This window comes from Streptomyces sp. APSN-46.1 (genome assembly GCF_022815725.1).
Classification (GTDB): domain Bacteria; phylum Actinomycetota; class Actinomycetes; order Streptomycetales; family Streptomycetaceae; genus Streptomyces.
The window spans coordinates 70,155-86,335 of the sequence record NZ_JALGRF010000014.1; the positions used below are offsets into that span (position 1 = coordinate 70,155).

Annotated in this window: 16 protein-coding genes; all 16 read left to right on the plus strand. The window is 71.3% G+C overall.

The window, feature by feature from the left end; all coding sequences use genetic code 11:
- The first annotated feature begins 5 nt into the window (after window positions 1-5).
- The 16 genes from MTF65_RS27130 to MTF65_RS27205 all read left to right on the plus strand — a co-directional run bounded on the left by MTF65_RS27130 (window position 6) and on the right by MTF65_RS27205 (window position 16,070).
- Entirely contained in the window at window positions 6-317 is a 312-nt protein-coding gene (locus MTF65_RS27130; protein WP_243631601.1) for an STAS domain-containing protein, read from the plus strand.
- A 14-nt stretch (window positions 318-331) separates the two neighbouring features.
- Window positions 332-787 carry an anti-sigma regulatory factor gene (locus MTF65_RS27135; RefSeq protein WP_243631682.1) on the plus strand — a complete coding sequence of 152 codons (456 nt, stop codon included), beginning with the start codon at window positions 332-334 and terminating at the stop codon, window positions 785-787.
- Entirely contained in the window at window positions 769-2,028 is a 1,260-nt protein-coding gene (locus MTF65_RS27140; protein ID WP_243631602.1) for a PP2C family protein-serine/threonine phosphatase, read from the plus strand. The genes MTF65_RS27135 and MTF65_RS27140 overlap by 19 nt, the downstream gene beginning before the upstream one ends.
- Complete coding sequence (locus tag MTF65_RS27145) at window positions 2,029-2,781, plus strand: MinD/ParA family protein (RefSeq protein ID WP_243631603.1); 753 nt, start codon at window positions 2,029-2,031, stop codon at window positions 2,779-2,781. It abuts the gene before it with no gap.
- A gap of 69 nt (window positions 2,782-2,850) precedes the next feature.
- Complete coding sequence (locus tag MTF65_RS27150; protein ID WP_243631604.1) at window positions 2,851-3,591, plus strand: type 1 glutamine amidotransferase domain-containing protein; 741 nt, start codon at window positions 2,851-2,853, stop codon at window positions 3,589-3,591.
- A 37-nt stretch (window positions 3,592-3,628) separates the two neighbouring features.
- Window positions 3,629-5,113, plus strand: coding sequence for an aldehyde dehydrogenase (locus MTF65_RS27155; protein WP_243631605.1), 1,485 nt, complete (start codon window positions 3,629-3,631; stop codon window positions 5,111-5,113).
- Between the two features lie 38 nt (window positions 5,114-5,151).
- Window positions 5,152-5,778 carry an NADPH-dependent F420 reductase gene (locus MTF65_RS27160; protein WP_243631606.1) on the plus strand — a complete coding sequence of 209 codons (627 nt, stop codon included), beginning with the start codon at window positions 5,152-5,154 and terminating at the stop codon, window positions 5,776-5,778.
- Window positions 5,763-6,278, plus strand: a complete 516-nt coding sequence (locus MTF65_RS27165) for a (2Fe-2S)-binding protein (protein WP_243631607.1) — start codon at window positions 5,763-5,765, stop codon at window positions 6,276-6,278. Before MTF65_RS27160 ends, MTF65_RS27165 begins: the two co-directional genes overlap by 16 nt.
- 5 nt (window positions 6,279-6,283) lie before the next feature.
- Window positions 6,284-8,689, plus strand: a complete 2,406-nt coding sequence (locus MTF65_RS27170; RefSeq protein WP_243631608.1) for a xanthine dehydrogenase family protein molybdopterin-binding subunit — start codon at window positions 6,284-6,286, stop codon at window positions 8,687-8,689.
- Window positions 8,686-9,507 carry a xanthine dehydrogenase family protein subunit M gene (locus MTF65_RS27175; RefSeq protein ID WP_243631609.1) on the plus strand — a complete coding sequence of 274 codons (822 nt, stop codon included), beginning with the start codon at window positions 8,686-8,688 and terminating at the stop codon, window positions 9,505-9,507. The genes MTF65_RS27170 and MTF65_RS27175 overlap by 4 nt, the downstream gene beginning before the upstream one ends.
- A 28-nt stretch (window positions 9,508-9,535) precedes the next feature.
- Window positions 9,536-10,792 carry an MFS transporter gene (locus MTF65_RS27180; RefSeq protein WP_243631610.1) on the plus strand — a complete coding sequence of 419 codons (1,257 nt, stop codon included), beginning with the start codon at window positions 9,536-9,538 and terminating at the stop codon, window positions 10,790-10,792.
- On the plus strand, window positions 10,789-12,267 hold the full coding sequence (locus tag MTF65_RS27185) for an ATP-binding protein (RefSeq protein WP_243631611.1): 1,479 nt from the start codon (window positions 10,789-10,791) through the stop codon (window positions 12,265-12,267). Before MTF65_RS27180 ends, MTF65_RS27185 begins: the two co-directional genes overlap by 4 nt.
- Before the next feature lie 151 nt (window positions 12,268-12,418).
- Complete coding sequence (locus tag MTF65_RS27190; RefSeq protein ID WP_243631612.1) at window positions 12,419-12,760, plus strand: nuclear transport factor 2 family protein; 342 nt, start codon at window positions 12,419-12,421, stop codon at window positions 12,758-12,760.
- Window positions 12,761-12,857: 97 nt separating this feature from the next.
- Window positions 12,858-13,505, plus strand: coding sequence for a TMEM175 family protein (locus MTF65_RS27195; RefSeq protein WP_243631613.1), 648 nt, complete (start codon window positions 12,858-12,860; stop codon window positions 13,503-13,505).
- A 73-nt stretch (window positions 13,506-13,578) separates the two neighbouring features.
- A complete protein-coding gene (locus MTF65_RS27200; RefSeq protein ID WP_243631614.1) occupies window positions 13,579-14,916 on the plus strand; it encodes a transposase in 1,338 nt (445 codons plus the stop codon).
- A complete protein-coding gene (locus MTF65_RS27205) occupies window positions 14,916-16,070 on the plus strand; it encodes an XdhC family protein (protein ID WP_243631615.1) in 1,155 nt (384 codons plus the stop codon). The genes MTF65_RS27200 and MTF65_RS27205 overlap by 1 nt, the downstream gene beginning before the upstream one ends.
- The last annotated feature ends 111 nt before the right edge of the window (window positions 16,071-16,181 follow it).

Below are 16,181 nucleotides of genomic sequence, written 5' to 3' on the forward strand. Positions count from 1 at the left end.
CTGACATGCCGCTTTCCGTGTCCCTGAGCATCGAGGGCGACACCACCGTCATCGAGCTGACGGGTGAGCTGGACGCCAAGACCGCGCCGGACTTCCACCAGACCATCGAGAAGGCCGCCGGGCACGGCACCAACACCGTGGAGATCAGGATGGCCGGCGTCGGCTACATGGCCAGCGCCGGACTGCGCTCCCTGGTCTTCGCCCAGCAGAAGGTGGCGGACCACGTGACCATCAAGGTGGTCGGCGCCATCGAGCCCGTCTCCCGGACCATCCGGACGGCCGGGCTGGACCGCAGCATCGTCCTCTCCGACGACTGACTCCGGTGAGTGACATGGTCAAACTGGCGAGGACGCCCGTCGAGCTGGAGGTGCCCGCGACGGTGGGGGCACTGGGCGACATCGCCGCGTTCGTCCTGCGGCTGGCCGGAGGGGCGGGCCTGGACAAGGGCGCCGCGTACCGGATCCGGCTGGCCGTGGACGAGCTGGCCACGAACATCGTGATGCACGGGTACCGGGGCGGCGACGGGCGGATCACCGTCCGCGGCCGCTCCGGTCCCGGCGGGGTGCAGATCGTCATCGAGGACACCGCACCCGCCTTCGACCCCGTCGAGGGCTGCCTGCCGCCCGTCCCCGGGCTTCCCCCGGAGCGGCGCAGGGTCGGCGGACTCGGCATCCACCTGGCGCTCACCAGCGTGGACGAGTTCAGCTACACCCGCAGGGACGGCCGCAACATCAGCACGCTGACTGTGAAGGCAGAGGGGACGGACCCATGCCCTCCACGACCGTGATCATCCTCGACGAGTACCCGCCTCCGCCGCCCCAGCTGTTCGACGCGCTGCGGACGATGGACGCGGAACTCGTCTCCCGCACTCTGGCGGACCTGCTCCACGGCGAGCTGGACGAGCTGCCCGTCGCGGACGTGCTGCTCGTCCCCGCCGAGTCCGACGGGGAGTCGGTACGGACGGCCGTGCGCCGGCTGCGCCACTGGGCCGGGGCCCCCATCGTGGTCGTCTGGACCGTGACGGAATTCGCCTCCCTGGAGGCGCACGTCCGGCTCGGCCACGACTACCTCGTACCGCCCTTCCTGCCCGCCCTGGTCGGGGCCCGGCTGCACAGCTGCTCGGAGCGGGCCGGACTCGGCCGCACCCTGCGCGAGGCCGACGCCCGGGCCGAACTGATGGGATACGAGAAGGAGCTGGAGATCGGCCGGGAGATCCAGGCCGGCTTCCTGCCCGAATCGCTGCCCGTCCCGGAGGGCTGGGAGATCGACGTACGGTTCCGGCCGGCCCGGCAGGTCGCCGGGGACTTCTACGACGTCTTCGAGATCTCCCGCGGCCGCCGGCTCGCCGTCGTCGTCGCCGACGTCTGCGACAAGGGGGTCGGTGCGGCGCTCTTCATGGCGCTCATCCGCTCGCTGCTGCGGCACACCGCCGAGAACAGCGGCCTCCAGCACCTGATGGCGGCCGGGCGCGCGGGCGGCAGCCGGCGCACCCCGGTCGTCGGCGCCACCCCACTGCTCAACGCGGTCACCGCGACCAACGGCTACCTCACCCGCAACCACCTGCGGCAGGGCTACTTCGCCACCCTGTTCTTCGGGGTGCTCGACCCGCTCACCGGCAGCCTGGTCTACATCAACGGCGGCCACAACCCGCCGCTGCTGCTGCCCGCCGACGGCAGCAGCCCCGTCCCACTGGAGGTCACCGGACCGGCCGTCGGCGTCCTGCCCGACTGCGTGTACACCCTCGGCTACGCCCAGCTGAATCCCGGAGACACCCTCTTCGTGTTCACGGACGGGGTCCCCGAGGCCCGCTGCCCGAACGGCAGCTTCCTCGGCGACGAACGGATGCTGGACCTGCTCGCCGGCCCCCCGGTGAGCGGCAAGGACGTGGTCGACCGGATCGACCTGGCGGTGCGGGAGCACACCGGCACCGCCGAACAGCACGACGATGTCACCATGCTGGCCCTGCACCGGCCACGTGCGGCGCGGGGGTCGTACGCGGACGGCGCCGGCCATCGGGTGGTGGCGTAGATGACCCGGACCATCGTGGTGCACTCGCACCGCGGCGGCACCGGAAAGTCCTCGGTGCTGGCGAACCTCGCGCTGCTGATCGCGGCGGAGGGACGCCGGGTGGGAGTGGTCGACACCGACATCCAGTCGCCCACCCTGGACCTGCTGTTCCGGCTCGAACCCGGCTTCTCGCTGGCCGACTACCTGCTCGGCCGCTGTGAGATCGAGGCCGCAGCCCAACAGGTGGGCGCCGGTTCCGGTCTGGCCCTGTACGTCGTACCGGCCCGGACGGGGACCGCCGCCCTGCGCGAGCTCATGTCCACCGGGTACGACGTGGGGCTGCTGCCGGAGGGCTTCGACCGGCTGGCACGGCACCTCGCCCTCGACGTGCTGCTGCTGGACACCCACGCCGGGCTCAACAACGAGTCGGTGACCGCCATGGCGAGCGCCGACGTCCTGATGATCATGGCGCGGGCCGACCGCATCGACCTCTCCGGGGTCGAGGAGACCCTCGCACTGGCCGGGCGGCTGCCCTGCCGGCGCACTCTGGTCATGAGCATGGCCCCGGAAGGCATCGACCGCGAAGAGGCCCGACGGCGCGCGGAGGAGGTGTACGGCGCCCCCCTGGCCGGAATTCTCCCCTACGCGCCGGAAATGGCCGCCCTGTACGGCGAACGCATATTCGCCGAGGCGCATCCCGACCACCCCCTGGTCGGTGAATTCCGCACCATCATCTCCGCGTTGGACGCACGTGACGAAGTATCACGCGCCTGACGCTCCCCCCTTACGCCCCTTGCGGGCGGCGTGTTGAATCGGCAGCGATTCAGAACAAGGAGAACAGTCATGAAGATTCTCGTCGTCATGACGGCCAAGGCAACGCTCCATCTTCTCGATGGGGAACAGCACCCCTCGGGATTCTGGGCCGAGGAATTCGTGGTTCCCTACACGCTCTTCAAGGCCGCGGGCCACACCGTGGACGTGGCGACGATCGGCGGCCTGGCTCCCACGGTCGACCAGACCAGCATCGACCCCCAGTTCCTCCAGTGGGTCCGCCCCCAGGGCTCGCCGGACGAGGACGCGGCCAACGCCGCCGAGTACGTCCGCGTCATCGAGAACACGCCTCAGCTGAAGAACCCGATCGCCCTGGAAACCCTGGGCGAGAAGGACATCACCGACTACGACGGCATCTACGTCAGCGGCGGGCACGGCGCCATCGGCGACCTGTCCAAGTCCGACGAACTCGCCCAGATCCTGCGGTGGGCCATCGCCCAGGACAAGCCGCTGGCCACCGTCTGCCACGGCCACACCTCGCTGCTCGCACTGCGCGACGGTGAGGGCCGCTGGCCGTTCGAGGGCTACCGGATGACCGCCTTCTCCCACAGCGAGGAGCTGGTCACCAACATGGCCGGCCGGCTCCCGCTGATCCTGGAGGCCGAGCTCACCCGGCTCGGTGCCCGGTACGAGAAGGCAGCAGCGATCTGGGACTCGCACGTGGTGGTGGACCGCAAGCTCACCACCGGCCAGAACCCGTACTCCTCCAAGGCCCTCGCCGAGACCTTCTTACGGCAGCTCGCGAAGGGCTAGTACCACCGCGCCCCGCACCCGACCCCGGAAGGCAGCCATGACCAAGCGTGAGCTGAGTGGTCCGCCCCTCGCCAATCCCGGCAAGCTGTTCATCGGCGGCAAATGGGTCCCGTCCCAGGACGGCCGGACCGAGCCGGACATCAGCCCCGTGGACGGACAGGAGATCGTGCCGGTGGCCCAGGCCACCGCCGCCGACGCCGACGCGGCCGTGGCCGCCGCCCGCACGGCGTACGAAGAAGGTCCCTGGAGCAGACTGTCCGCCCAGGAGCGCGCGCTGCGGCTGAACCGGGTCGGTGAGCTCATCGAGCGGGACCTGGAAGAGATCGCCCTGCTGGAGACGGTGGACATGGGCAAGCCGTTCGCCTTCTCCAGCACGGTCGACGCCCCGATGGCCGCGCAGCTGATGCACTACTACGCCGGCGCCGTGACCCGCGTGGACGGCTCCTCGCGGGCCCCGGCCGGCGGGCAGCTCGCGTACACCCTGCGCGAACCGCTCGGCGTGGTCTGCGCCATCACCCCGTTCAACTTCCCGCTGCTGCTGTCGATGACGAAGATCGCGCCGGCCCTCGCCGCGGGCAATACCGTCGTCCACAAGCCGTCCCCGGCCACCCCGCTCACCGCCCTGAAGATCGCCGAGCTGTTCCAGGAGGCGGAGATCCCGGACGGCGTGCTGAACGTCATCACCGGGCCCGGTGTGGAACTCGGCGAGACGCTCACCGACCACCCCGACATCGACAAGATCGCCTTCACCGGCTCGACCGTCGTGGGCCAGTCGATCATCCGCAAGGCGGCCGGCACCCTGAAGAAGGTGACGATGGAACTCGGCGGGAAGTCCGCCAACATCGTCTTCGCCGACGCCGACCTCGACGCCGCCGAGGAACTCGCCTTCTTCGGCATCTACTACAACAAGGGCGAGATCTGCACGGCCGGCTCCCGACTGCTGCTGCACCGCCCCATCCACGACGAGATGGTCGAACGCCTGGTCCGCCGGGCCGCCGCCCTCAAGCCCGGCGACCCGCGCGACCCGGCCACGCTGTTCGGCCCGCTGGCCCACCGCGGCCAGTTCGACAAGGTCAGCTCGTACATCGAGATCGGCGAGAAGGAAGGCGCCGTCCTGCGCACCGGCGGCTCCGGCTGGACCCCGGAGGGAGCCTCCAGTCAGGGCCTGTACTTCCTGCCGACCATCTTCACCGGCGTCGACAACGGGATGCGGATCGCCCAGGAGGAGATCTTCGGCCCGGTCCTGTCGATCATCCCCTTCGACACCGAGGAGGACGCCGTACGCATCGCCAACGACAGCGCGTACGGCCTCGCCGCCGGCGTCCACACCAAGGACCTGCGGCGCGCCCACCGGGTCGCCTCGCAGATCAAGGCCGGCACGGTCTGGGTCAATTGCTACAACCAGTACGACCCCTCGGTGCCCTACGGCGGCTACAAGGCCTCCGGCTACGGCCGCGAATGCGGGCCCGAATCCCTCGAAAGCTACACCCAGACCAAGTCGGTCTGGATCGGCATGGACTGAGCACACCTCCCCCGGGGGTGTCCGGCGAAGGAGCGTCAATGCGCACAGGCATCATCGGCACCGGGCGGATCGGTTCGACGCTCGCCAGGATCCTGGTGGCGGCAGGCCACGAGGTCGTGCTCGCCAACGCCCGCGGCCCGCACAGCATCGGCCCGCTGCTGGCCGAACTGGGCCCGGCGGCTTCGGCGGCGCACCCCGCCGAAGCCGCCGGCGAGACCGAACTCCTGGTGCTGATGGTGCCCTTCGACAGCGTCCAGGGGCTGCTGCCCCAGGACGCCGTACGCGACACCGTGCTCGTCGACGCGACGAACGCCTTCAGCGGCCCGGGCGCCCCCCGGGACCTCGGCGGACGCGGCTCCAGCGAACTCGTCGCCGAGTGGTACCCCGGCGTGCGGGTCGTGAAATCCCTGAACACCATGCATTTCGAGACACTCGCCGTCGCCGGTACCGATCCGGGCCGTAAAGATTCACAGCGCCTGGCCCATTTCGTGGCCGGCGACGACGGGAAGGCCAAGGAAATCGTCGCGGGAATCATCACGGATCTCGGATTCGCACCCGTGGACACCGGCCCGCTGCACTCGGGGGGAATTCTCCAGCAGCCCGGCGGGCCCCTCTTCAACCAGCCGCTCACGGAAGCGCAGGCGCTCGCATGGATCTCACACTGAATGTCAACGGAAGACCCGAGAAATTCGCGGCGCCGCCCAACGAGCTGCTCGTGGAGCGGCTCCGTGACGGCCTCGGACTGACCGGCACCAAGGTCGGCTGCGACACCGGCCAGTGCGGGTCCTGCGTCGTGCGGCTCGACGGCAAGTCCGTCAAGAGCTGCCTCGTCCTCACCGCGGCGGCCGCCGGCTCCGAGGTGACCACCATCGAGGGAGTCACCACCACGGGTGGCGAACTCACCGGCCTCCAGGAGGCCCTGCGCCAGGAGCACGGCACCCAGTGCGGGTTCTGCACCCCCGGCATGGTCATGGCGCTCGGCGAGCTCGTCGAGAACGCCGCGGCCACCGCCGACGGCGAAAGCCCCACCGAGCCCGAGATCCGCGAGTGGCTCACCGGCAACCTGTGCCGCTGCACCGGCTACCACAGCGTCGTACGGGGAGTGCAGCGCGCCTGCGCCGCCCCCCGGGCCGAGGTGCCCGCCACCTCCGGACAGGAGGTGTGAGCGAGATGACCGAAGTGACGGGGGAGACCGCCCTCCAGGGGAACGGCGTGCTGGGCCGGCCGCTCGACAGCCGCGAGGACCCGAGGCTGCTGCGCGGCGAGGCCGTCTACGTGGCGGACATCGATCTGCCCGGCACCGCCCACATGGCCATCCTCGGCAGCCCGGTGGCCCACGCGAAGATCCTCTCCATCGAGACCAAGGCCGCCGAGCAGCTGCCCGGCGTGCTCAAGGTGGCCACCGCGGCCGACTTCACCGACGTCATGCCGCTGCCCTGCATCTGGATACCCGGCGGGGTCGAGAGCCACTTCCCGCCCCACCCCTACGGACTTCCCGGCGCCCGCCCGGTCCTGACCGGCGACACCGTCCGGCACGTCGGCGACCCCATCGCCGTCGTCGTCGCCGAGACCCCGCGCCAGGCCGCCGCCGCGCTGGACGCCATCGCCGTCGAGTACGAGCCGCTGCCCGTGGTCACCCGGGCCGACGAGGCACTCGCCGAGGGCGCGCCCCAGCTGCACGAGGCCGTCCCCGGCAACCTGAACGCGTACTGGACCTGCGGCGACAAGGACCGCACCGACGCGGCCATCGCCGACGCCGAGGTCACCGTGGAGCTCGACCTGGTGAACCAGCGCACCATCAACAGCCCCATCGAGCCCCGCGGCGCGGTCGGCGACTACAACGCCGCCACCGGCGAGTACACCCTCTACGCCTCCACCCAGGGCCCGCACAACCACCGCTTCCTGCTCTCCGCGCTGGTCCTCGGCATCCCCTTCAACAAGCTGCGCGTCATCGCGCCGACCGTCGGCGGCAGCTTCGGCACCAAGGGGTACCTGTACCCCGACATGGCGCTGGTCCTGCTGCTCTCCAAGGCGCTCGGCCGGCCCGTGAAGTGGGTGGACACCCGCACCGGACTGATGAACTCCACCGTCCAGGGCCGCGACCACCGCCAGCACGTCACGCTCGCCGGCACCCGCGACGGCCGCATCACCGCCGTGCGCGCCACCAGCTACGCCAACCTCGGCGCGTACCCCTCCACCATCGGCCCCGGTGTCGCCACCGCCCTGATGGGCCGCTCCATCAGCGGCATGTACGAGATCCCCGCCGCCTTCTGCGAGGTGTACGCCGCCTTCACCAACACGGTCTCGCTCGGCGCCCAGCGCGGCAGCGGGCGCGCCGAGGCCGCGTTCCTGATGGAGCGCCTCGTGGACCGGTACGCCTCCGAGATCGGCATGGATCCGGCGGCGGTGCGGCGCAAGAACCTGGTGCCGAAGGAGAAGTTCCCGTACGACAACGGCCTCGGCTGGACCTACGACTCCGGGAACTACCAGCTGAACTTCGACCGGGCCATCGAGCTGTCGGGCTACGCCGACATGCCCGCCCGCAAGGCCGAGGCCCGCACCCGCGGCAAGCGCCTCGGCGTCGGCCTCGCCACCTACGTGGCCATCTGCGGCGTCGGCCCCTCCACCCGGATGTCCCAGGAGGGCATGCTCGGCGGCACCTGGGAGAGCGCCAACATCCGCGTCCACCCGACCGGCGAGGTCGCCGTCACCGTCGGCTCCGCCTCCACCGGCCAGAGCCACGGCACCGTCTTCGCGCAGGTCGCCGCCGACGAGCTCGGCATCGACCCGGACCAGGTCCAGGTCTACGAGGGCGATACGCAGAAGGCCCCGTACGGGCAGGGCACCTACGGCTCCCGCTCGTACAGCATGGCCGGGCCCGCCGTCGCGCTGACCGCACGGAAGATCAAGAGCAAGCTGATCCGCGCCGGGGCCGTCTTCCTGGGCATCCCGGAGGACAAGGTCGTCTACGCCGGCGGCAAGGTATACGAAGAGGGCAACGAGGAGAACGCCAAGACCTTCGCCGATCTGGCGATGGCCATGTGGTACGGCTGGGGGCTGCCCCCGGAGATCGAGCCGGCCCTCGACGAGACCACCCACTTCGACCCGCCGGACTTCAACTACCCCTTCGGGACCCATGTCGCGGTCGTCGAGATCGACGAACTCACCGGCGAGACCGAGGTCGTGGCCTACACCGCGGTCGACGACGCCGGAAACATCGGCAACCCGAAGGTGGTTCTCGGCCAGATCGAGGGCAGCATCGTGCACGGCCTCGGCCAGGCGCTGATGGAGATCGCCGAGTACGACGAGAACGGGCTGCTCGTCAGCCGCGACCTGGGTCACTACGCCCTGCCGCGCGCCGCCGACGTGCCCTTCTTCCGTCTCGACAAGACGGTCACGCCGTCCCCGCACAACCCGCTCGGCGCCAAGGGCGCCGGCGAGATCGCCACCGTGCCGCCGGCCGCGGCCGTGGTCAACGCGGTCGTCGACGCCCTGTCCGACCTGGGCGTCCAGCACATCGACATGCCGGTCACCCCCGAGAAGGTCTGGCGCCGCCTGAGAGGGGAAGCCCAGTGATCCTCACCGAATTCGACTACGTCCGGCCCGGGGGCCTCGACGAGGCGCTCACCCTGCTGGCCGGGACGCGCGGCGCCCGGGTGCTGGCCGGGGGGCAGAGCCTGCTGCCCGACCTGCGCACCGGCGCCGACCGGGCCGGGCTGCTGGTCGACATCCGGCGGCTGGAGGAGCTGCGGGGCGTCGAGCGCACGGCCGAGGGGCTGCGGATCGGGGCCCTGACCAGCCTCGCCGAACTCGCCGCGCACCCGCTGGTGCTCGCCGAGGCCCCGGAGCTGGCCGCCGCGGCCCGCGCCAACGGCGACCCGCAGGTCCGCAACCTCGGCACCGTCGGCGGGAACCTGGCCGCCACCGGGCGCGCCACCGATCTGCCGGTCGCGGCCATCGCCGCCGGCGGGCTGGTCGAACGCGCGGGTCCCGGCGGGCGCTCGACCGTACCGGCCGAGGAGTTCGCGGAGTCCGGCCCGCCCGCCGGTACGGTCGTCACCGCGCTGCTCGTGCCGCCGGCCGGCCCCTCCGGCGCCTTCGAGAAGACCGCCGACCGGGCCACCCGCTACCCGGTGTGCGCCGCGGCCGTACGGATCACCGCCGACGGGCCGCGGATCGCGGTCACCGGCGCCACCGCCCGCGCGCTGCGCCTGCGCGGAGTCGAGGACCGGCTGCGCCGGGGCCCGTACACCACCGACGCCGTACTCGCGGCGTTCCGCGCCGAGCCCAGGGAGCTCTTCGTCCCCGGGCGCGGCACCTCGGCCGAGTACCTCGGCCATCTGGCGGGGGTGCTCACGGCCCGCGCGCTGGCGAGGGCCCAGGCCCTCGCCTGACCGTCCACTACGGGGAGTTGAGTAAGCAGTGGCCGACACATCGAAGACGACCACGGGGGTTGCCGTGCGCCCAGCCGCCCACGCGGCCAGTGCACCCAGAGGCTCCGGCTTCTGGGTGGTGGGAGCGGTACTGGTCCTGCTGATGCTCTCCTCGTCCGTCCCGTCCGCCCTGTACGTGCTCTACCAGCAGAAATGGGGCCTCTCCTCCGGCATCATCACGGTGGTCTTCGCCCTCTACGCCGTCACCGTGCTCGCGGGGCTCCTGCTGTTCGGATCGCTCTCGGACACCCTGGGCCGACGCCCCGTGCTCGGCGCCGGCCTGGTCCTGGCCATCGTCTCGATGGGGCTGTTCGCCGGGGCCCAGGGGCTGGGGCTGCTGCTCGCGGCCCGGGCCGTCCAGGGCCTCGCCGTGGGCCTGGCCACCGGGGCGATGGGAGCGGCCCTGCTGGAACTCACCCCGCGCTCGCGGCCCGCGCTCGGCGCCCAGGTCAACAGCGCGGGTCCGACCATCGGCATCGGGCTCGGCGGCATCGGGGCCGGGCTCCTCGTCCAGTACGCGCCCGCGCCGACCGCGCTGAGCTACCTGCTGCTGGTCGGGGCCTTCGCGGTCGCGCTGGTCGGGGTGGTGCGGATGGGCGAGAGCGCGCCCGGCGCGGGCGGCGGCTTCCGCGTCGTGCCGCACCGGATCCGGGTCCCGGCGGCGGCGCGGGGCCGGTTCGCCGTCCTCGTGCTGACCATCGTCGCCGTCTGGTCCGTGGGCGGCTTCTACCTCTCGCTCGGCCCGCACCTGGCGCTCTCGCTGCTCCAGAGCACCAACTACCTGGTCGGCGGGGCCACGGTGGCCCTGCTCGCCGGCGCCGCCACCGCCGCCCAGCTGCTGCTGGGCGGTACGGAGGCACTGCGCACCGCCGTCCTCGGCCTGCTCGGGCTGCTGGCCGGCCTGGGCCTGGTGCTGCTCTCGCTCGGCATCGGTTCGGCCGCCGTGTTCCTGGTGGCCACCGCCGTCCTCGGCAGCGGCTGGGGCGCGGCCTTCCTCGGCTCCTTCCGGGCGCTGAGCGGGCTCGCCGAACCGGCACACCGGGGCGAACTGACCGCCGCCGTCTACGTGTTCGCGTACCTGGCGATGAGCGTGCCGGCGGTGCTCGCCGGAATGCTGACCAACATCCACGGGCTGCACCGCACCTCGGTCGGCTTCATGGCCGCCGTCGCCGGGGTGTGCGCCCTGGCGCTGGTGGTGACCCTGCGGCTGGCCGCCCGTACCAGGGCCGAGGGGAGGACGGCGTGAACGAGGCGGAGCTGCGTACCGCGCTGAGCGGGCTGGAGATCTTCGAAGGGCTCACCGGGGAGCAACTGGACTGGCTGGTCTCGGTCTCCGAGCCCCGGGTCCTCGCCGACGGGGAGGTCCTCTTCCGGGACGGCGAGGAGGCCACCGGCTTCCACGTGCTGCTCTCCGGCGGGCTCGTCGTCACCAAGGTGGTCGATGGCCGGGAGGAGGTGCTCACCCGGCACTCCACCGAGGAGGAGAGCGCCGCCGCCGAGGACCACGACGGCAAACCGTCCGCCGCGCACCGCTTCACCGGCGAGCTGCCGCTGCTGACGGACGGCTCCTACGTGGCGACCGCCGCCGCGAGCGGGCCGGCGACAACCGTCGTCGCCTACCCCAAGGCGGTGTTCTTCGAGATGCTGACCCGCTGCCACGGGGTGGCGGCGGTGCTGATCCCGGTGCTGGCCTGGCGGATCAAGTCCTCCGAGGTGCAGGCGCGCAAACGGGCCACCGTGGAGGCGCTGGGCACGCTCGCCGCCGGGCTGGCCCACGAGCTGAACAACCCGGCCGCGGCCGTGGCCCGGGCCGCGCAGGAGCTGGCGCCCGCCCTGGACCGGCTGACCCGGACCGCGCACGCCTGGGGCGCGGCCGCCTCGGGCGCGGAGCGCTCCGTACTGGACCGGCTCGCCGAGGAGCTGGACAAGCTGCCGCCGCCGGAGATCACCGACGCGCTGGCCCAGGCCGACGCCGAGGAGGAGATCGCGGACTGGGCGGAGGAGGCCGGCACCGAGCGGGCCGGGCTGCTCGGTTCGGGGATCTCGGACCTCGGCCTGGAGCTGGGCTGGCTGCTGGAGCGGCTGGAGGGGGTCGGCGAACCGGCCCTGCCCGCCGCCCTGGACCACCTCGCGGCGCTGCTGGAGACCCGGTCCCTCGCGGCGGAACTGCGGGCGGCCGGCCCGCGGATCTCCCAACTGGTCGCCGCCACCCGGGATTACGCCAATCTCGACCGGGCGCCCGAGCAGACCTTCTCGGTGACCGACGGGCTGGAGAACACGCTGGTCGTGCTGCGTGCCAAGCTCGCGGGCATCAGCATCGTGCGTGTGTACGAGCCCGACCTGCCCGAACTGACGGGCTATCCGAGCGAGTTGAACCAGGTGTGGACCAACCTGGTCGACAACGCCGCCGAGGCCATGGAGGGCTCCGGCGTACTGACGCTACGCGCCCGGGCCGAGGGCGTCTGCATGGTCGTGGAGATCAACGACACGGGCCGGGGCATCCCCGAGGTGTCCCTGCCGAGGATCTTCGAACCCTTCTACACCACCAAGGACGTGGGGAAGGGCACGGGTCTGGGGCTGCACCTCAGCTACCGGATCGTGACCCAGCGCCACCACGGGTCGATCACGGCCCGCTCGCGTCCGGGCGAGACGCGGATGGTCGTCCGGCTCCCCTTCGCGGGGAACGCGCCCGCCTGTGCCACGCCCGACGACACCCCCTGATCAGACGACACCCCCTGATCAGACGACACCCCCTGATCAGACGACACCCCCTGATCAGACGACACCCCCTGATCAGGCGAAATCCCCTGATCGGCCTGCCGATGCAGGCACCGCCACCCGTCCCATCACCCCGTGAACGAATGGAGTCGACATGGCCACGTACGACATCTCCAAGCTGCACCCGGTGTTCGTCCGCCAGATGGACGCGCTGGCCGCCCTGGACATCGAGGCGGTGATGAAGAACTACACCGACGACGCCGTTCTGCTCCGCTTCGAGGGGGCGTCCGTCGGCATCGACGCCGTGCGCGAGACGTTCACCGGCTATCTCACGGTGAAGCCCACCCTGGTCGAGCTCCAGGAGTACATCGAGACGGACGACACCATCTTCTACCGCGCGATCATGAACCTCAACGGCGAACCGGAGCACGCGTTCGGGACACTTGTCGTCCGCGATGGCCGAATCTGGCGGCAGACGGCAGGCTTCGGTAGCTGACCGCCGAAAGCTGGGTAGCGTGTGCGGGGAGGGCGGGCACCGCCCTCCCCGTATGTGCGGCACGCAGTGCGGCCGCACCAACTGAAAAGGGGAGGTCATGGAACACGAAACCGGGCGGGTCGAGGCATTCAGTGACGGTGTATTCGCCATCATCATCACGATTCTCGTCCTGGAATTGAAGGTTCCGGAGGAAACCGGATCCCACTTCTGGCATGGCGTCCGGGAGCAATGGCCCCATTACGCGGCCTACGTGGTGAGTTTCCTCATCATCGGCGTGATGTGGGTGAACCACCACACCATCTTCAGCCACCTCAAGCGGGTGGACCGGCCGCTGTTGTTCCTGAATCTCATGGTGCTGATGGTGGTGTCCGTGATTCCGTACACCACCAATGTCCTTGCCGAGCACCTCATGCAGGAGGGCGGCTCCGCCAACGCGGCCGCGGTTCTCTACAGTGCCGTCACCGTCGCTTACGCCTTGGCCTTCCTGGCGTTCTGGTGGTACGTCACCCGGGTCGGCCACCTCTTCCACGAAAAGGTGGACAGGGAAGGTGCCCGGGCCACCAGGGTGCGCTTCGGCCTCGGTGCCATCGCCTACCCCCTCACGGTCGTCCTGGCCTTCTTCTCCGCACCGCTCACTCTTGTCGCGCACTTCCTGATCGCGATCTACTATGCGGCGAACCAGATCCCCATCCCCCTCGTGGTAGAGGAAGAGCGGCTCGAAACTGCCAGCGACCTCAGGAAGTAGCCGCCGGGGCCTACGGCCGTTCTCCGCGGTCAAGTAGGGTATTGGATCTAGCTGGTCGCGGGGGAGGCACCAGATGGCTCGAGTAGTCCTGCCGGAGGATTCCACCAAGGAAATCTCCGAATTGATCGATGTACTGATCTCTCTCTTCTTCGAGTCCTTACCCCGGCGGGACCAGCGTAACTGGGCCCGCGTTTATCTGAACGGTCTTGTGCGGACGGCCGGGAAGAAAACAATCCGAAACATTGCCGGAACAGGGGCCAGTTCCGTCGAACAGAGCCTCCAGCAGTTCATCAGCAAATCCCCGTGGGACTGGACCCCCGTACGCCGGTCCCTCGCCCAGCACCTCGAACGCACCGCGCAGCGCCCGCTGGCCTGGGTGATCCAGCCCATGGTCATCGAGAAGGCCGGCGACCGGTCGGTCGGCGTCGGCCGGCAGTTCGTACCCCAGCTCGGCCGTACCGCCAACTGCCAGCAGGCCAGCGGGATCTGGCTCGCCTCCAGCGAGGCCAGCTTCCCGGTCGAATGGACCCTCACCCTCCCCGGGCCCTGGACCAGTGAACTGCTGCGCCGCCGGCGGGCCGGCATCCCCGACACCGCGCGCTCCCTGACCCCCGCACAGGACGCGGTGCACGCGGTCCAGCGCATGGCCGCGAGCTGGCAACTCCAGCGCCGGCCCGTGGTGATGGAGGTCGCCAACACCGATCTCCCGCACTGTGTCGAGTCGTTCGCGCTCCAGGACATCCCCTTCGTCTTCAAGGTGGACGGCACCCTGCCCGTCTCCTTCGGAGGAGCCGGCCGCCACAAACCCGGGCCGCACACCGCGCCCGCCCGTGAGCTCATCGACTCCCTGCGCTCACAGCGCCGCGTCGTCGAATGGACCCGGCACGGCCGCGCCGAGGGAGCGGTGACCCTGCTGACCTCGGCCGCCATCCTCGCCACCCCCTGTGAGGACCGGCAGACCCCCGCGCCGCCGATTCCGCTGCAGCTGGTGGGGGCCTGGACCGAAGCCGCGATGCTGCCGTCCGAGTTCTGGATCACCAACATCGGTGACCGGCCGCTCGCCCAGCTCTTCCTGCTCGCGAAACTCACCGACCGGGTCTCCCTCGACTTCTCCGAGACCTGCGAACCGGTGGGGATACGAGACTTCGAGGGCCGCTCCTTCCGCGGCTGGCACCACCACGCCACCCTCGCGAGCGTGGCCCACGCCGCCATGCTGCTGAGCACCCGCGGGCGGAGCCTGGATCCGGGCCCCCTCGCGTACCCGGGCCCACCGGCCCGGACGGCCGCGCAGGTCGCGCAGGTCGCACCGGTCACGCCGGCCGTGTCGCCGCCGAGACCGCCGAGACCGCTCATCCCCGGGCAGACCCCCCGGGTGCCCGGACAGAGCCCGCGCCGCGAGTACATCCGCTGATGCTCGACATCGCCGGGGAACTACGCGCGTGGTGCGCCGCCCAGCGGGAATTCGCCCTGGCCACCGTGGTCGCCGTCAGCGGAAGCGCACCCCGCGGCCCCGGCGCCTCGCTGGCCGTCGACGCCGGGGGCACCGCGGTGGGCTCCCTCTCCGGAGGCTGCGTGGAATCCGCCGTGCACGAGCTCTGCCTCGACGCGATCGCCTCCGGCGAGGGCGGCGTGCACCGCTTCGGGTACAGCGACGACGACGCCTTCGCCGTCGGCCTGACCTGCGGGGGAGTCCTCGACGTCCTGGTCACCCCGGTACGCGGGCAGGACCCGGTGCGGCCCGTGCTCGGCTCGGTGCTCGACGCCGCCGCCGGCGGGGCGCGGGCCGCGCTGGCCCGGGTGGTCTCCGGGCCGCCGCAGCAGCTCGGGCGGGCCCTCGCCGTCCACCCCGACGGGTCCTACGAGGGCTGCCTGGGCGGAGGCGCGGAGCTCGACCGGGCCGCCGCCCGGCAGGCGAGGGCGCTGCTGCTGGCCGGGCGGACCGGCACCGCCGAGCTCGGCACGGCCGGTGGGCTCTGCGGGCAGCCGCTGACCCTGCTGGTCGAGTCGGCCGCCGAGCCGCCCCGGCTGATCGTCTACGGCGCCATCGACTTCGCCTCCGCCCTGGCGCGCGTCGGGGCCTTCCTCGGACACCGGGTCACGGTGTGCGACGCCCGGCCCGTGTTCACGACACCGGCCCGCTTCCCGGACGCCGACGAGGTGATCGTGGACTGGCCGCACCGGCATCTGGCCGCCGAGTGGGAGGCGGGCCGGCTGGACGCCCGTACCGCCGTCTGCGTCCTCACGCACGACGCCAAGTTCGACGTACCGCTGCTGGCCCTGGCGCTCAGGGCGCCGCTGGGCTACGTGGGGGCCATGGGATCGCGGCGCACCCACGAGGAGCGGGCCGCGCGGCTGCGGGACGAGGGGGTCACACCGGCCGAGCTGGCCCGGCTGCGCTCACCCATCGGCCTGGACCTGGGCGGAGCCACCCCCGAGGAGACGGCCCTGGCGATCGCCGCCGAGTTCACCGCCGTCCGGCACGGCGGCACGGCGGCGCCGCTGGCCGGGCTCGGGGGGCCCGTGCACCGGCGGGTCGGTGCCCCTTTCGTGACCAAAGTCCCGTAGGAAAGAACCACGCGGCCCGGTATGTCCTGGACGATCTACCCGGGCGTGGTAAACGCCAGGACGTGGGAGAATGAAGTACGTGCGTTTTCCTCGGCTGCCCCGCTGGGTATG

What these genes read in the sequence shown, in the direction of transcription:
- MTF65_RS27130 (WP_243631601.1), top strand. Translation starts at nt 6, where the DNA reads ATGCCGCTTTCCGTGTCCCTGAGCATCGAGGGCGACACCACCGTCATC.
- MTF65_RS27190 (WP_243631612.1), top strand. Translation starts at nt 12,419, where the DNA reads ATGGCCACGTACGACATCTCCAAGCTGCACCCGGTGTTCGTCCGCCAG.
- MTF65_RS27195 (WP_243631613.1), top strand. Translation starts at nt 12,858, where the DNA reads ATGGAACACGAAACCGGGCGGGTCGAGGCATTCAGTGACGGTGTATTC.
- MTF65_RS27165 (WP_243631607.1), top strand. Translation starts at nt 5,763, where the DNA reads ATGGATCTCACACTGAATGTCAACGGAAGACCCGAGAAATTCGCGGCG.
- MTF65_RS27205 (WP_243631615.1), top strand. Translation starts at nt 14,916, where the DNA reads ATGCTCGACATCGCCGGGGAACTACGCGCGTGGTGCGCCGCCCAGCGG.
- MTF65_RS27145 (WP_243631603.1), top strand. Translation starts at nt 2,029, where the DNA reads ATGACCCGGACCATCGTGGTGCACTCGCACCGCGGCGGCACCGGAAAG.
- MTF65_RS27155 (WP_243631605.1), top strand. Translation starts at nt 3,629, where the DNA reads ATGACCAAGCGTGAGCTGAGTGGTCCGCCCCTCGCCAATCCCGGCAAG.
- MTF65_RS27170 (WP_243631608.1), top strand. Translation starts at nt 6,284, where the DNA reads ATGACCGAAGTGACGGGGGAGACCGCCCTCCAGGGGAACGGCGTGCTG.
- MTF65_RS27200 (WP_243631614.1), top strand. Translation starts at nt 13,579, where the DNA reads ATGGCTCGAGTAGTCCTGCCGGAGGATTCCACCAAGGAAATCTCCGAA.
- MTF65_RS27140 (WP_243631602.1), top strand. Translation starts at nt 769, where the DNA reads ATGCCCTCCACGACCGTGATCATCCTCGACGAGTACCCGCCTCCGCCG.
- MTF65_RS27150 (WP_243631604.1), top strand. Translation starts at nt 2,851, where the DNA reads ATGAAGATTCTCGTCGTCATGACGGCCAAGGCAACGCTCCATCTTCTC.
- MTF65_RS27160 (WP_243631606.1), top strand. Translation starts at nt 5,152, where the DNA reads ATGCGCACAGGCATCATCGGCACCGGGCGGATCGGTTCGACGCTCGCC.
- MTF65_RS27135 (WP_243631682.1), top strand. Translation starts at nt 332, where the DNA reads ATGGTCAAACTGGCGAGGACGCCCGTCGAGCTGGAGGTGCCCGCGACG.